The following is a 13,418-nucleotide window of genomic DNA, read 5'->3' on the forward strand; positions in this document are numbered from 1 at the left end:
CCCCCCGCCGGGGGGGGGGCGGGCCCGACGGCCAGCGGGGGCGGGGCGGGCCCGGCGCGCGGCCCGGTCTCGGCGACCGCCCTGGCCAGGGAGGGGCCGTCCACGTACTCGCTGGCGATGAACGGCCGCCGCTCGTGCACGCCGGTGCCGAGCACCTGCGCGGTGCAGAACGGCGCCACCCGCCGCGCCGCCTCGGCCTCCCTGGCGAAGCGTTCGGCGGCCACCTCGTCGCCGGCGAGGTGAGGCCGCAGCCACTTGATCGCGGCCCGTCCGCCCTGCTCGTTCACGCCCAGGTAGACGACGCCCTGTCCGCCCTCTCCCAGACGTCCCCGGATCTCGTAGCCTCCGAGACTGGTGGGATCTCCCGCTCTCAGCTCAGTAATCGACGGCATAACCGCATTATGAGCGCCGGATCACGGCCCGGGCCGTCACGATCCGGTGTCCCCGGGAGGGGCCGGGGACACCGGAGGCTCAGGTCAGCCGCTGCGCCTTGCTCAGCAGGCGTTGCGCCACCACCACGAGCGCCAGGAAAAGCCCGCTGACCACCTGCTGGAACGCCGACGTCAGGTTGCCGACCTGGTTGATCAGGCTCTGGATGACGCCGAGCAGCAGCACGCCCGCCACCGACCCCGTGATGCCGCCGGCCCCGCCGGTCAGCAGGGTGCCGCCGATGACGACGGCGGCGATGGCGTCCAGTTCGAGGCCGATGCCGAGGATCGTCACCCCGGAGGAGAGCCGGGCCGCGTTCAGCGCGCCCGCCAGGCCGGCCAGCAGGCCGGACATGACGTACACGTATACCTTGGTCCGGGCGACCGGCACGCCCATCAGCGCGGCGGCCTGCTCGTTGCCGCCGATGGCGTAGACGTTCTGGCCGAAGCCGGTGCGCTGCAGCAGCACCATCGCGGCCAAGGCGAGCGCGGCGGTGATGTGGACGGGGTAGGACAGGCCGAGGATCTCGCCCTGGCCGAGCGCGGCGAAGGCGCGGTCCTTGACGAGGTACGTGGTCGCGCCCTCGTCCGAGATCGCCAGCATCAGGCCGCGCACCCCGAGCAGCCCGGCCAGGGTCACGATGAACGGGGCCATGCCGGTGCGCGCGATCACCAGGCCCTGGAGCAGGCCCACGACCCCGCACACCGCCAGCGGCAGCAGCAGCGCGACGAGCATGCCGTACTGCGACCCGTACGCCGCCAGCACCCCTCCGAGCACGAACAGCGACCCCACGGACAGGTCGATCCCGCCGCTGATGATCACGAACGTCATGCCGATCGCGATGATCGCGAGGAACGAGGAGGAGACGACCACGCTGGCCGCGTTCGCCGGCGTGGCGAAGGAGTCGAAGGCCAGGCTGCCCACGATCACCAGCGTGCCCAGTACCATGACGGCGCCGTGCTGCTGCAGCGTCCGGCTGAGCTGCTCGCGGTTCATCGGGTCTCCCGCTTCCTGGTGGCGTAGACGGCGGCCAGGATGATGACCGCCTGGACCATCTGGGTCCACGACTGCGGCAGGTTGTGCTTGATCAGCGTGGCCGCGAGGAGCTGCATGAGCAGCGCGCCCATGACCGTGCTGAGCACCCTGATCCGGCCGCCGGTCAGCGGGGTGCCGCCGACGACGACGGCGGTGATCGCCGACAGCTCGATGAACATGCCGAGCGAGGTCGGGTCGCTCGCTTGCAGCCGGGCCGTGGCCAGCACGCCGGCCAGGGCGGCGAGCAGGCCGGAGATCACGTACACGATCAGCAGCACCCGCTTGACCGGCAGGCCGGACAGCTCGCTGGCCGAGCGGTTGCCGCCGATGGCGACCACCTGCCGGCCGAAGGTGGTCCGCCGCACCACGAACAGCACGATCACGGTCAGCGCCGCCGCGATGAGCACGATCACGGGGATGCCGGCCACGGAGCTGCTGCCGAGCGCGATCAGGTCGGGGTTGCGGAACTCGACCAGCTGCGGCACCAGCACGTTGGCCAGGCCGCGGACGCCGACCAGCAGCGCCAGTGTGGCCACGATCGGCTGCACCCCGACGTAGGCGACCAGCGCTCCCCCTGCGGCCCCGACGACCGCGCCGCCGATCACGGCCACGACGAGGGCGGGCAGCCAGCCGTACCCGAGGTAGAGCACGACGAGCGCGGCGGCCAGCGCCATCACCGAGCCGACCGACAGATCGATGCCCTGGGTGCCGATCACCAGCGCCATGCCGAGCGAGACGATGACGATCGGGGTGACCTGGACGAGCTGGGTGCGGAAGTTGGAGGCGTCGAGGAAGTGGGGGGTGAACAGCACGTTGAACAGCAGCAGCGCCAGTACGGCGGCGTACACGCCGTAGTCCTGCACCCAGGCGAACACCTGCGGCTTGAGCACGGCGACGCGGCCTCGCGGGCCGCCCCGGTCATGCGTGAGCTCGGCCATCGGACTGCTCCGCGATCGTCGCCATGATTCTCTCCTCGGTCACCTCGTCACCCGACAGCTCCCCGACGACCGCGCCCTCGCGCAGCACGAGGATCCTGTCGGCCCCCTCGACCAGCTCCTCCAGGTCGGAGGAGATCAGCAGCACGCCGAGCCCTTCCCGCGCCAGCTCGTCGATCAGCGCCTGCACCTCGGCCTTGGCGCCGACGTCGATGCCCCGGGTGGGCTCGTCCAGCAGCAGCACCTTGGGCCGTACGGCGAGCCAGCGGGCCAGCAGCACCTTCTGCTGGTTGCCGCCGGACAGCTCGGAGACGAGCTGGTGCGGCGAGGCGGCCTTGATCCTCAGCCTCCGCATGAAGATCTCGACGATCCGGTCGATCTTCGCCTCGGACACCACGCCCGCCCGGCCCATGGAGGGCAGGGCGGCCAGGGCGATGTTCTCGCGGACGGACAGGGTGGGGATGATGCCCTCGGCTTTGCGGTCCTCGGGCAGCAGGCTGACGCCCGCCCTGATCGCGGCCGAGGTGGAGCCGGCTCGCAGTGGCGCTCCGGCCACGAGCACCTGCCCGCCGTCCAGCGGCAGCGCGCCGACGATGGCCTTGGCGGTCTCGGTACGACCCGCGCCCAGCAGCCCGCCGAGCCCGACGACCTCGCCCGGTTTGACACTGACGTCCACCCGGTCGAGCACGTGCCGCCGGGTCAGTCCCCTGGCCTCCACCACGGGAGCGCCGTCACCAGCTGTCTGCTCGTCTCCTTCGGCGTGGTCGCGGGAGAAGCTGGTCAGGCCCGCGGTGCGGACCTCGTTCTGGTCGCGGCCGAGCATCAGCGAGATGAGCTTGAGCCGTTCCAGCTCCGCCATCGGCCCGGTGTGCGCGAGGCGCCCGTCGCGCAGCACGGTCACCTGGTCGCAGACGCGGTAGAGCTCGTCGAGGCGGTGGCTGACGTACATGACGGCGATGCCGCCGTCGCGCAGCCGCCTGATCACCCCGAACAGGGTCTCGACCTCGCGCGGCTCCAGGGAGGACGTGGGCTCGTCCATGATGACGACCCGGGCGTCCACCGACACGGCGCGGGCGAGCGCGACCATCTGCTGCGCGCCGACGCCGAGCGTGCGCAGCGGGCGGCGCACGTCGGTGTCCACGCCGTAGCCGGACAGGACGCGTTCGGCCTCGTCGTACATGGCGGCCGCGTCGATCACCCCGAACCTGCCGCGCGGCTCGCGGCCGAGAAGCAGGTTGCGGGCCACCGACATCATGGGGACGAGGTTGACCTCCTGGTAGATGGTGGAGATCCCGGCGCGCTGCGCCTCCAGGGGGGTGCCGAAGGCGGCGGGCCCTCCCTGGTAGCGCAGCTCGCCCCCGTCCGGCTGGTACACGCCGGTGAAGACCTTGATCAGGGTGGACTTGCCCGCGCCGTTCTCGCCGACGAGCGCGTGCACCTCGCCCGGACGCAGGGCGAGGGACACACCGTCGAGGGCGAGCACGCCGGGGAAGCGTTTGCTGACGCCTCTTGCCTCGAGAACCGCTTCCAACTCAGTACGCCTCACCGAGGGAGTCCTTGGCGTTGCCCGTGTCGTAGTCGCGGTCGGAGATGATCACCTTGTCGGGGATGGCGTCGCCGTTCAGGAACTTCTGCGCGGTCTCGAAGGCGAGCGGGCCGAAGCGCGGGTTGGACTCGATGACCGCGTGCAGCCAGCCGTCGGCGATGCCCTGGACGGCGCTGCGGGTGCCGTCCACCGAGACGATCTTGATGTCGCCCGGCTCCTTGCCCGCGCCCTTCAGCGCGGTGACCGCGCCCAGCGCCATCTCGTCGTTCTCGGCGTAGATGCCGTTGATGTCGGGGTTGGACTGGATGAGCTGCTCGGTGACCTGCTGTCCCTTCTCGCGGGCGAACTCACCGGTCTGCTCGAACGAGATCGTGATCTCGGGGGCCTTCTCCTTGACGCGGTCCTTGAACCCGTTCGTGCGCTCGGTGGTGACGTTGTTGCCCGGGGCGCCGAGCAGGATGGCGACCTTGCCCTTGCCGCCCAGCGCGTCGATCATGCGGTCGGCGGCGCGCTTGCCCTGCTCGTAGAAGTCGGAGCCGATGAACGTCAGGTAGTCGCTGCACGCCTTGGCGTTGATCTTGCGGTCGACCGTGATGATGGGGATCTTCTTCGCGGCGGCCTGCTGGAGCACCGGCTCCCAGCCGTCGGAGTTGAGCGGCGCGATGACCAGCAGCTGCACGCCCTGCGCGATGAGCTGCTGCACGTCGGTGATCTGCTTGGAGAACTGCGACTGGGCGTTGGTGACCTTGAGGTTGGTGATGCCGAGCTTTTCGGCCTCGTCCTTGATCGACTTGGTCTCCGCGATGCGGAACGGGTTGGCCTCCTTCTCCGACTGGGAGAAGCCCACCGTGGCCGTCTTGAGGTCGAACTTCGTGCCGCCGAACTGCTCCAGCGTGCACGTCGGGCCGGCCGTGCCCGAAGGGGTCTGGACGACCTGCTGGCCGGCCGAGCCGGCGGCGGCGGGCGCGCTCTGCGGCTCCTCGGCCTTGGCGCAGCCGGCCGCGGCGAGGAGCACGGCCAGGGCCAGCGTGGCTGTCCGGAGATGGGGGGTCATCGCGGATCCTTTCCTATCAGGTGCGGCGCCCGGGCCGCAGCGGGCCCGGGCGCCGGTGGATCAGGTGCAGGTGGGGTTGATCGCGCCCGTCAGCGCCTTGTGGGCGTCGTGGACGCGCTTGACGTCGGGCTTGGTGATCGCCCTGTCGTACGTCATGAGGCCGTTGATCTCGGTCTCGACGTCGGTCGTCTGGGTGTAGATCGCGGCGCTGAGCTGCTCACAGGCGTGCAGCCGCTCCAGTTCCTCGACCATGTTCACGTAACGGTTGGTCAGGGCCTCGGGGTCGGGCTCGACCGCGTAGCCCCAGCCGCCGCCGGACCAGGTGTGGCCGACCACGGGCAGGGCCAGGCCGCCGTACTCGCCGATGACGTTCGCCCTGGTGCCGGAGGGCTTGCCGGGGTTGCCGGGGCCCGGGTAGATGTGGAAGTCCTTGACGTCGCCGTTGCCGCCGTCGACCGCGCCGCAGCAGTTGACGCCGCTCATGTTGTTCACCAGGCGGCTCGGGTCCCAGCTCTTGACCAGGTCGGCCACGCGGGCCTGGTCGTACTGGCCCCAGCCCTCGTTGAACGGCACCCACATCACGATCGACGGGCTGCTGCGGTGCTGGTCCACCAGCTCGCGCAGCTCGGCCTCGAACTGCGGCCTGTCGGTGGTGCGGAAGGCGGAGGGCATGTCCTGCCAGACCAGCAGGCCGAGCTTGTCGGCGTAGTGGTACCAGCGGTCGGACTCCACCTTGACGTGCTTGCGCACGGCGTTGAAGCCGAGGGCCTTGGTCTGCTCAAGGTCGTAGCGCAGGGCCCTGTCGGTGGGCGGGGTGTAGATGCCGTCCGGCCAGAAGCCCTGGTCGAGCGGGCCGATCTGGAAGACCGGCTGCCCGTTGAGCAGCATGCGGTTGCCGGAGAGCGTGATGGAGCGCATCCCGAAGTACGACTCCACCTTGTCCGACTTGAGTTTGACCTCCAGGTCGTACAGGTGCGGGTTGTCGGGGGACCACAGCTTGGGGTTGCGCACCGGCAGGCGCAGCTCCTTGCCGACCGGGCCGCGAACGGTGGCGACGACCCTGCGGCCGTCCCTGGCGGTGACGGTGGCGGTGCCCTTCGAGCCGTGGACGGTGACGTACAGGGCCTCGCCGCGCAGGTCGGGGGTGGTGTCCACGCGGTCGATGCGGTCCTTGGCGACCGGCTCGATCCAGACGGTCTGCCAGATGCCGGACACGGCGGTGTACCAGATGCCGCTCGGGTTGAGCCGCTGCTTGCCGATGGCCTGGGCGCCCTCGTCGGTGGGGTCGTACACGCCGACGACGAGCTCCTGCGGGCCCGAGCGCTTGAGCGCATCGGTCACGTCCACGCTGATCCGGCCGTAGCCGCCCTTGTGGGTGGTCACCCGCTTGCCGTTGACGTAGATCGTCGCGTCCCAGTCGACGGCGTCGAGGTGCAGCAGCAGCCGCTCACCCTTCCAGGAGCGGGGCACCTCGAACGTGCGGCGGTACCACATGCGCTCCTCGTGCCGGCCGATGCCGGACAGCTGCGACTCCACCGGGTACGGGACCACGATGCGCTCGGCCAGCCTCCTGCCGAACGGCGCCGCCTCGCCCTCCTTGGCCGGGGCGAACTCCCAGGTGCCGTTGAGGCTGCGCCAGCGGTCCCTGACGAGCTGCGGCCTGGGGTATTCGGGCAGCGGGTTCGCCGGGTTGACGTCGTCGGCCCACCTCGTCTTGAGCACGTAGGTGGAGACGTTGACCACGTGCGCGAAGGGGTAGGCGGCCAGCGGGGTGCCGTCGGCGTAGGTGATGCCGCCGTTGCCGTCGTAGGAGGTGCGGACGGTGCTGCCCGCCTTCGACGGGACCGGATATTTCAGCTTCAGCTCTACTACTTCCGGACTTTTCTGTATTGCTGAAGTGACGGGCCAGGCGGCCGCGCCGACCGTGAACCCGAGCTTCGCGGCCGCGTCGGCCGGCAGCGGGGCCAGGGGCTTGGCGTAGGTGAGGGTCGCGACGTCGCCGGCCGCGTTCAGCCTGGCGTCGTACGGGCCGTCCGGCTGGAAGTCGGCCGGCACGGTGAACGCCTCCGTCGGCACGATGGCCTTCGGCTGGCTCGGGCTCTGCCAGCGCAGGCGCAGGTTGGCGCCGCCGTAGTGCTCGAAGTACTCGACCTTGACGTCGTACTTCCTGCCCGCCTCCAGGGCGATCGGGGTGCCGGTCTGCTCCAGGTCCCAGTCGTCCACCCAGTGGTCGATGATCGGCCGGCCGTCCACCCACAGGCGGAAGCCGTTGTCGCCGATGATGGAGAAGGTGTAGGTCTCGGAGTACTTCGGGGTGATCTGCCCGGTCCACCTGACGGTGACGTCGTCCTCCCTGCCGGTCAGCAGGTTGAACGTCGGGTTGAGGTCGGGCATCTCGAGGTTGGGGTCGATGATGCTCGCCTTGAGTTCGGCGAAGTCGAACTGGCCTGCCGCCGAGGCGAGGTAGTAGTCGCCGCGCAGCCCGTTCCGCTCGGGGAGGGCCGCGGAGCCGGCTGAGGCGGGAGCCGGCGTCTGCCATAACAAGCACATCAGCACGGACAGCAGCAACGCGAGGCGCTTACGCACGGGGGGTTCCTTTCGGAAGGCGCCGATCAGGTTCGGACAGCTTTTGACCCTGACACGCTCCAAAGTAAGCACCAGCGGACCGAGCCGGTCAAGATTTCCGATCAAATTCGTTCGCGTTCGGTCAGAGGTGAACTTCACTTGGCCCGTCGACTATGATCGGGACGTGAGCGACACGCAGAGTGACGGACGCAGGCCCGTGTTCGCCGCTGAACGCCGGCAGCGCATCATCGAACTGGTGCGCGCGAACGGCGCGGTGTCGCTGCGGGAGCTGGCCCAGGCCGTCCACTCCTCCGAGGTGACCGTCCGCCGCGACCTGCGCGCGCTGGAGTCGGAGGGCCTGCTCAACCGCCACCACGGCGGCGCGACACTGCCTGGCGAGCTGTCCCGCGAGGCCGGCTACACGCAGAAGGTGTCGCTGGAGTCGGCCGAGAAGGCCGCCATCGCCGACCTGGCCGGCGCCCTCGTCGAGGACGGCGACGCCATCGTGATCGGCCCCGGCACCACCACGCAGGAGTTCGCCCGCCGCCTGACCAGGCACTCCGAGCTGGCCGTGGTGACCAACTCGCTGCTGGTCGCCCAGGTGCTGTCCACCTCGCCGCGGGTGGAGGTGATGCTGACCGGCGGCACGCTGCGCGGCCCGATCCTGGCCCTGGTGGGCAGCGCGGCCGAGCACTCCCTGGCCGGGCTGCGTGTGCGCAGGGCCTTCATCTCCGGCAACGGCCTGACCGCCGAGCGCGGCCTGTCCACGCCCAACATGCAGGTCGCCGGCGTCGACCGGGCGCTCGCCGGAGCGGCCGAAGAGGTCGTGGTGCTGGCCGACCACACCAAGATCGGTGTCGACACGATGGTGCAGACGGTCGCGCCCGACCGGATCGACCACCTGGTCACCGACGACGCCGCGCCCCGCGACGTGCTCGACGACCTGAGCGCGCGCGGCGTCCGGCTGCACGTCGCCGAGATCTGACCTTTTTTTCTGCGCCCGGATCTGATCGAATGTGACAGGCCCGTTACTATAATGTTTCCTACCTCGACCACCATCGAGGCGGAGGCAACCGTGCTGCAGGTCGCTGGTGTTCTCAAGGCGTTCCAGGGTGTCACCGCCCTCGACCACGTCACCATGTCCGTGCGCACGGGTGAGGTGCACGCCCTCGTGGGCGGCAACGGCGCCGGCAAGTCGACCCTGGTCAAGGTGCTGTCCGGCGTGCACCAGCCGGACGCGGGCGAGCTGCGCCTGCTCGGGGAGCCGGTCAGGTTCGCCGGTCCCGCCGACGCCAGGCGGGCCGGGATCGCCACGATCCACCAGGAGACGAACCTCGTACCGACCATGAGCGTGGCCCGCAACCTGCTGCTGGGCCGCGAACCCCGGGGGCGGCTCGGGCTGATCGACGCCGCGGCCGTGCACGCCCGCGCCGAGGAGACGCTGGCCGCGTACGGGCTCGACGTGGACGTGCGCCGCCCGCTCGGGTCGCTGGGCGAGGGCGCGCGCCAGATCGTCGCCCTGGCCAGGGCCGCCTCGGCGGACGCCCGCCTGGTCATCATGGACGAGCCCACCACGGCGCTCGACCACGCCGAGCTGGAGACCCTGTTCGCGGCCGTGACCACGCTGCGTGATCAGGGCCGCTCGGTCGTCTACGTCACCCACCGCCTGGAGGAGCTGTACGGGATCTGCGACCGCGTCACGGTGCTGCGCGAGGGCCGGGTCGTGCACACGGGCCCGCTGGCCGGGCTCGACCGGCTGCGGCTGGTCTCGCTCATGCTGGGCCGGCCGTTCCACCCCGTGGAGCCCGCGGTCCAGCACGGCGAGCCCGGCGTGCCCGGCGACGAACCGGTCCTGGAGGCCAAGGGCCTGACCCGCCACCACGTCCTGGACGGGGTGTCGCTGGAGATGCGGGCGGGCGAGGTCGTCGGGCTGGGCGGCCTGCTCGGCGCCGGCCGCAGCGAGACGGCCCGCGCCATCGCCGGCGTGCTCCCGGTGGACGCCGGCCAGGTCACCGTGGCCGGGGCGCACGCGCGCAAGTGGTCGATCAGGAGCGCCGTACGCGCCGGGGTCGGGCTGGTGCCGGAGAACAGGAAGACCGAGGGCATCGTGCCCACCCTGTCCGTACGCGACAACATCGCCCTGGCCGCCCTGCCCCGGCTGTCGCGGGCGGGGATCGTGTCGGACGCGCAGGTCGACAACATCGTGGGCACGTTCATGCGCCGGCTGGGCATCAAGGCCGTCTCCCCCAGGCAGCCGGCGGGCGAGCTGTCGGGCGGCAACCAGCAGAAGGTGCTGCTGGCCCGGTGGCTGGCCATGCACCCCAAGGTCCTGCTCCTGGACGAGCCGACGCGGGGGGTGGACGTGGCGACCAAGCTGGAGATGCAGGCCCTGCTGGACGAGCTGGCCGTGGACGGGCTCGCGATCCTGCTGATCTCGTCGGACGTGGCCGAGCTGGTGGAGAACTGCGACAGCGTGGTGGTGCTCAGGGACGGTGCTATCACCGAACAACTGACCGGCCCCGAGGTCACCGAGGACCGCCTCCTGTCCGCCCTCGCCAAGGACTGACCCGTCCGGTACGCCCGTACCAGAGGCTGACCCCGCACCGGAACGGGACCCGGGAAGGAGCGGGACCGGCACTGGACGCACGACCGGCGACCGTCCGCCGCAGAGCAGGTCGCGGGCGCATAAGATCACCTCATACGGTCCGACACCGACATGACCGGCCCGCCCCCACCGCCGTGTCGGCCCCGACTGGACGGGAGCCTGTGATGAGCATCAGTCCCCAGCAGCTGCGCGACCTGGCCGCCCGCGCCGAGGCGCTGGCCACCGAGGTGCGGGCGCTGTGCGACGGCGCCCCTGCGGCGGCGGCCGAACGCGACCCCCTCCAAGCCGCGCTGCACGCCGCCGGCTGGCTGGACCGGGGCGGCGAGGACCTCCAGCGCGCGGCCGACGACCTGGCCAGGATCCGCTCCCTGCTGGAGCGCAAGTGCGGCATCCCGTGGGGAGTGTGCCCCGAGCACGGCAACACCCTGTCGTACAGCGTCAACGTCACGACCTGCCGCGTGTGCGGCCGCACCTGGGAACGCGACCGGCGCGGCCGCCCCTGCGAGGAGCGGGTCACCTGGAAGGTCACGGACCGGGCCGGCACGGTGACGACCATGTGCGACGGCCACGTCCTCGGCGCCCGCGCCACCACCCAGGGCGCCACCTTCACCCGCCTCGACGCCGAACTCTCCCAGCCGTGAGCCCGGTCATGAGCCCGGTCATGAGCCCCGCCTGAACCGACGAAGACCGGACCGCGACCAGCGGCCCTGCCCCATGTCAGCAACGCAGGCGGCCAGAACGGTCAGAGGGCGCGGGCGAAGAGGGCGCGCAGGGTGGTGAAGTGGCGTTCGCAGGCGGCCTCGTCGTACATCGACGTGTCCGACATCGAGTAGCCGTGCGGCGCTCCTGCGTACACCTCGTTGACGGCCGTCAGGCCGGCGTCCTTCAGCGCCCGGCCGAGCCGCTCCACAGCCTCCGGGCCCATGGACGCGTCGTTGTCGGCGTGGCCGAACGCGAACTCGGCGCGGGCCGTGGCCAGGCTCAGGTGGGGGCTGTCGGGCGCGCCGGTGGCCAGGCCGCCGCCGTGGAAGCCGCCGACGGCGCCGACCTCCTCGGGGTGGGCGCCGGCCGCCTGGATGGCCAGCCGGGCCCCCATGCAGTAGCCGACCACGCCCACCGGCCCGGCGGACACGCCGTCCTGGGCCCGCAACGCGGCCAGGTAGCTCGCGTTGTCGGCCGCCACCCGATCGGGCGTCAGCGAGCCGATCCGCGGCCCGATCGCCGCGAAGAACTTCTCCCGCTCCCCCGGCAGCCGCAGGTCACCCGTCGGGGACGTCTCGGCGGCGGTGCCCTCGCGGTAGAAGATGTTGGGCGCGAGCACGACGTAACCCCAGCTCGCGATCCGGTCGGCCATCTCGTGGATCCTGGGCCGCAGCCCGATCGCGTCGATGACGAACAGCACGCCCGGGTGCGCGGCGGAGTCGTCAGGACGGGCCAGCCAGGCTTCCGCCGTGCCGTCGGGGACGGGAATCTCGATCATCATTGCGCACTCCATGGCGAAAGAGGACTCATCAGGCGTGCCGGACGCCGCCGTCATGCGGCTGCGACGAGGCGGCGCAGGGGGCCGGCGGGCAAGCACGGTGCCGACGCGCCCACCGTATCCCGCTCCCCATGGACGCGGGTGGCACACTTGCCCGGCGTGTCCGAAGTGTCACGACCGCCCATGGAACGCCGTAGGCGAAGTGTCGCGACCGCCCCCGGACCGGCGCGTGAACCTCAGTACACCGAGATGTGCGGGTGGTCGTAGTGGTTGGCCGTGGTGCCGCCGCGGTCGGACATCGTCCGCCAGCCGCCCGTGCGGGTGTGCCAGATGCGCTGGCGGTAGATGATGTACATGATGCCCAGCCGCTTGGCGTTCTTGATCGCCCAGGCGGCGATCTCGTCGCCGCGTCTCTGCTCGTCGCCCGACGGGAACGAGCCGCCGCGGCTCAGCATGAAGTCGCAGGCACGCCCGAGCGGATGCTCGCCACCGTCCTGGATCGCCCGGTAGCACCCGATCCCGTACGGCACCTGGAAGCGCTGCTGGATGAGCTCCTTGACCAGCCGCATCCGGGGGGTGACGTTGTCCGTCCCGCCGGGCAGCTGCGGCACCCAGGTCCCGTCTGGGCGGCGCACCCCCGGGGCGCTGTAGAGCAGGTCGATCCGGTCCTTGATCTTCTCGATCTGCTTCTCGGCCTTCTTCTTGCGCTTGTCCAGCTCCTCCGTGCTCGCGCGGAGTTCCTCGGTACGCGCGGCGGCCTCCTCCTCGGCCTGCCGGCGGTCGTCGCGGACCCGGGCGTAGCCGCTCAGCCTGGCGTCCTGGAGGTCGATCATGTGCTGGGCCAGCGCCATCCGGGCGAGCAGCGCCGACGGGTCGCCCTCCGAGGTCAGCAGGTCGGCCGTGCCGGGGTCGCCGCCGATGTACTTGGCGATGGCCATGGCCCGCAGCTCGGTGGACTGGCGGTCGTAGACCTCCTGGGCGGCGGACAGCTTCTCGCGCGCCGCCTTCTCCGCCTTCTCCGCCTTCTGCCCGGCTACGCGGCTCTCGTAGTAGTCGGTGATGAGCTTGTCCGAGTCCTTCTGCAGCTCGGCCAGTTCCTTCTTCAGCTGCTTGGCGGTGGGTTTGGGGGCCGCCTGCACCGGAACCGCCGCGAGCAGCAGCGCCAGGGTGAGACAGGCGAGGGTCGTACGGGCCGGGGCGCGCAGCCGGTCGGCAGAGGACGCAACCGCCACTCTTCTCCTTACCCTGAAGCACGCAGGGCAGGTTCCGGTCACGAGCTATTCAGTCCGGGGGCCGCCCTCTATTCGACGCACGATAGTAGGGGATCAGTCCTCCTGGCACGCAATCATGATTTTCCGGTCTCGCGACCTTTGCGCGTTCTGCGGACCACGATCTGCCGTCCGAGCAGCACGGAGCCGGGCACCACGAGGATTCCCAGCAAGCTGGTGCCCAGGCCGAGCCCGACGTCGGCGTCCACCAGCCCGTCGCCCTCGCCGCCGAGCACCGGCAGGCCGAGCGACACGCTGACCGACAGGGAGATCAGCGGCTCACGGCCGCCCGGCTCAGGGCCGGGGCCGGGGCCGGGCGGGTTCGTCGCGGGCGGCTCGTCGCCGGTGCCGGGCGGGTCGTCGTCAGGGGGCGGCGTCGCCGGCGGTCTGGACGGCTCCGGCTCGCGGGTGGGCTCCCGCGTCGTGGTGGGGCGGCTCGTACGCGTCCGCGTGGGCCTGCTGGTCGGCCGGTTGGGCCGGGACGTCGCCGGCGGCGGGGTC

Annotated in this window: 12 protein-coding genes; 3 read left to right on the forward strand and 9 right to left on the reverse strand. The window is 71.2% G+C overall.

Annotation, left to right across the window (positions count from 1 at the left end; translation table 11 throughout):
- From ABFX54_RS53805 to ABFX54_RS53830, 6 genes are all read right to left on the reverse strand, one after another.
- Positions 1-392: protein kinase family protein (locus tag ABFX54_RS53805; RefSeq protein WP_487047339.1), on the reverse strand; the 392-nt coding region annotated here is incomplete at its 3' end.
- A 79-nt stretch (positions 393-471) separates the two neighbouring features.
- Positions 472-1,425 carry an ABC transporter permease gene (locus ABFX54_RS53810; protein WP_346115089.1) on the reverse strand — a complete coding sequence of 318 codons (954 nt, stop codon included), beginning with the start codon at positions 1,423-1,425 and terminating at the stop codon, positions 472-474.
- The gene (locus ABFX54_RS53815; RefSeq protein WP_346115090.1) at positions 1,422-2,402 is read right to left on the reverse strand and encodes an ABC transporter permease; all 981 of its coding nucleotides are present in this window, start codon (positions 2,400-2,402) and stop codon (positions 1,422-1,424) included. The genes ABFX54_RS53810 and ABFX54_RS53815 overlap by 4 nt, the downstream gene beginning before the upstream one ends.
- Positions 2,383-3,930 carry a sugar ABC transporter ATP-binding protein gene (locus ABFX54_RS53820; protein ID WP_346115091.1) on the reverse strand — a complete coding sequence of 516 codons (1,548 nt, stop codon included), beginning with the start codon at positions 3,928-3,930 and terminating at the stop codon, positions 2,383-2,385. The genes ABFX54_RS53815 and ABFX54_RS53820 overlap by 20 nt, the downstream gene beginning before the upstream one ends.
- A 1-nt stretch (position 3,931) precedes the next feature.
- The gene (locus ABFX54_RS53825) at positions 3,932-4,999 is read right to left on the reverse strand and encodes an ABC transporter substrate-binding protein (protein WP_346115092.1); all 1,068 of its coding nucleotides are present in this window, start codon (positions 4,997-4,999) and stop codon (positions 3,932-3,934) included.
- A 60-nt stretch (positions 5,000-5,059) separates the two neighbouring features.
- On the reverse strand, positions 5,060-7,585 hold the full coding sequence (locus tag ABFX54_RS53830; protein WP_346115093.1) for a PA14 domain-containing protein: 2,526 nt from the start codon (positions 7,583-7,585) through the stop codon (positions 5,060-5,062).
- A gap of 163 nt (positions 7,586-7,748) precedes the next feature.
- Between ABFX54_RS53830 and ABFX54_RS53835 the strand changes: the two genes are divergently transcribed.
- The 3 genes from ABFX54_RS53835 (at position 7,749) to ABFX54_RS53845 (ending at position 10,810) form a co-directional block, all read left to right on the forward strand.
- Positions 7,749-8,549: a DeoR/GlpR family DNA-binding transcription regulator gene (locus tag ABFX54_RS53835; RefSeq protein WP_346115094.1), complete on the forward strand. Its 801-nt coding sequence runs from the start codon at positions 7,749-7,751 to the stop codon at positions 8,547-8,549.
- 90 nt (positions 8,550-8,639) lie between these two features.
- Positions 8,640-10,130, forward strand: coding sequence for a sugar ABC transporter ATP-binding protein (locus ABFX54_RS53840; protein WP_346115095.1), 1,491 nt, complete (start codon positions 8,640-8,642; stop codon positions 10,128-10,130).
- 203 nt (positions 10,131-10,333) lie between these two features.
- On the forward strand, positions 10,334-10,810 hold the full coding sequence (locus tag ABFX54_RS53845; protein ID WP_346115096.1) for a hypothetical protein: 477 nt from the start codon (positions 10,334-10,336) through the stop codon (positions 10,808-10,810).
- Positions 10,811-10,911: 101 nt separating this feature from the next.
- Here the strand turns inward: ABFX54_RS53845 and ABFX54_RS53850 are convergent, their stop codons facing one another.
- From ABFX54_RS53850 to ABFX54_RS53860, 3 genes are all read right to left on the reverse strand, one after another.
- On the reverse strand, positions 10,912-11,652 hold the full coding sequence (locus ABFX54_RS53850; RefSeq protein WP_346115097.1) for a dienelactone hydrolase family protein: 741 nt from the start codon (positions 11,650-11,652) through the stop codon (positions 10,912-10,914).
- A gap of 233 nt (positions 11,653-11,885) precedes the next feature.
- Entirely contained in the window at positions 11,886-12,881 is a 996-nt protein-coding gene (locus ABFX54_RS53855; protein ID WP_346115098.1) for a coiled-coil domain-containing protein, read from the reverse strand.
- Between the two features lie 113 nt (positions 12,882-12,994).
- Positions 12,995-13,418: hypothetical protein (locus ABFX54_RS53860; RefSeq protein ID WP_346115099.1), on the reverse strand; the 424-nt coding region annotated here is incomplete at its 5' end.

It is taken from the genome of Nonomuraea maheshkhaliensis, assembly GCF_039529435.1.
In the GTDB taxonomy this organism is placed as follows: domain Bacteria; phylum Actinomycetota; class Actinomycetes; order Streptosporangiales; family Streptosporangiaceae; genus Nonomuraea; species Nonomuraea maheshkhaliensis.

Excerpts from the sequence above, each read along its gene's own strand:
- ABFX54_RS53850 (WP_346115097.1), bottom strand. The coding sequence starts at position 11,652 with ATGATGATCGAGATTCCCGTCCCCGACGGCACGGCGGAAGCCTGGCTG.
- ABFX54_RS53810 (WP_346115089.1), bottom strand. The coding sequence starts at position 1,425 with ATGAACCGCGAGCAGCTCAGCCGGACGCTGCAGCAGCACGGCGCCGTC.
- ABFX54_RS53845 (WP_346115096.1), top strand. The coding sequence starts at position 10,334 with ATGAGCATCAGTCCCCAGCAGCTGCGCGACCTGGCCGCCCGCGCCGAG.
- ABFX54_RS53825 (WP_346115092.1), bottom strand. The coding sequence starts at position 4,999 with ATGACCCCCCATCTCCGGACAGCCACGCTGGCCCTGGCCGTGCTCCTC.
- ABFX54_RS53815 (WP_346115090.1), bottom strand. The coding sequence starts at position 2,402 with ATGGCCGAGCTCACGCATGACCGGGGCGGCCCGCGAGGCCGCGTCGCC.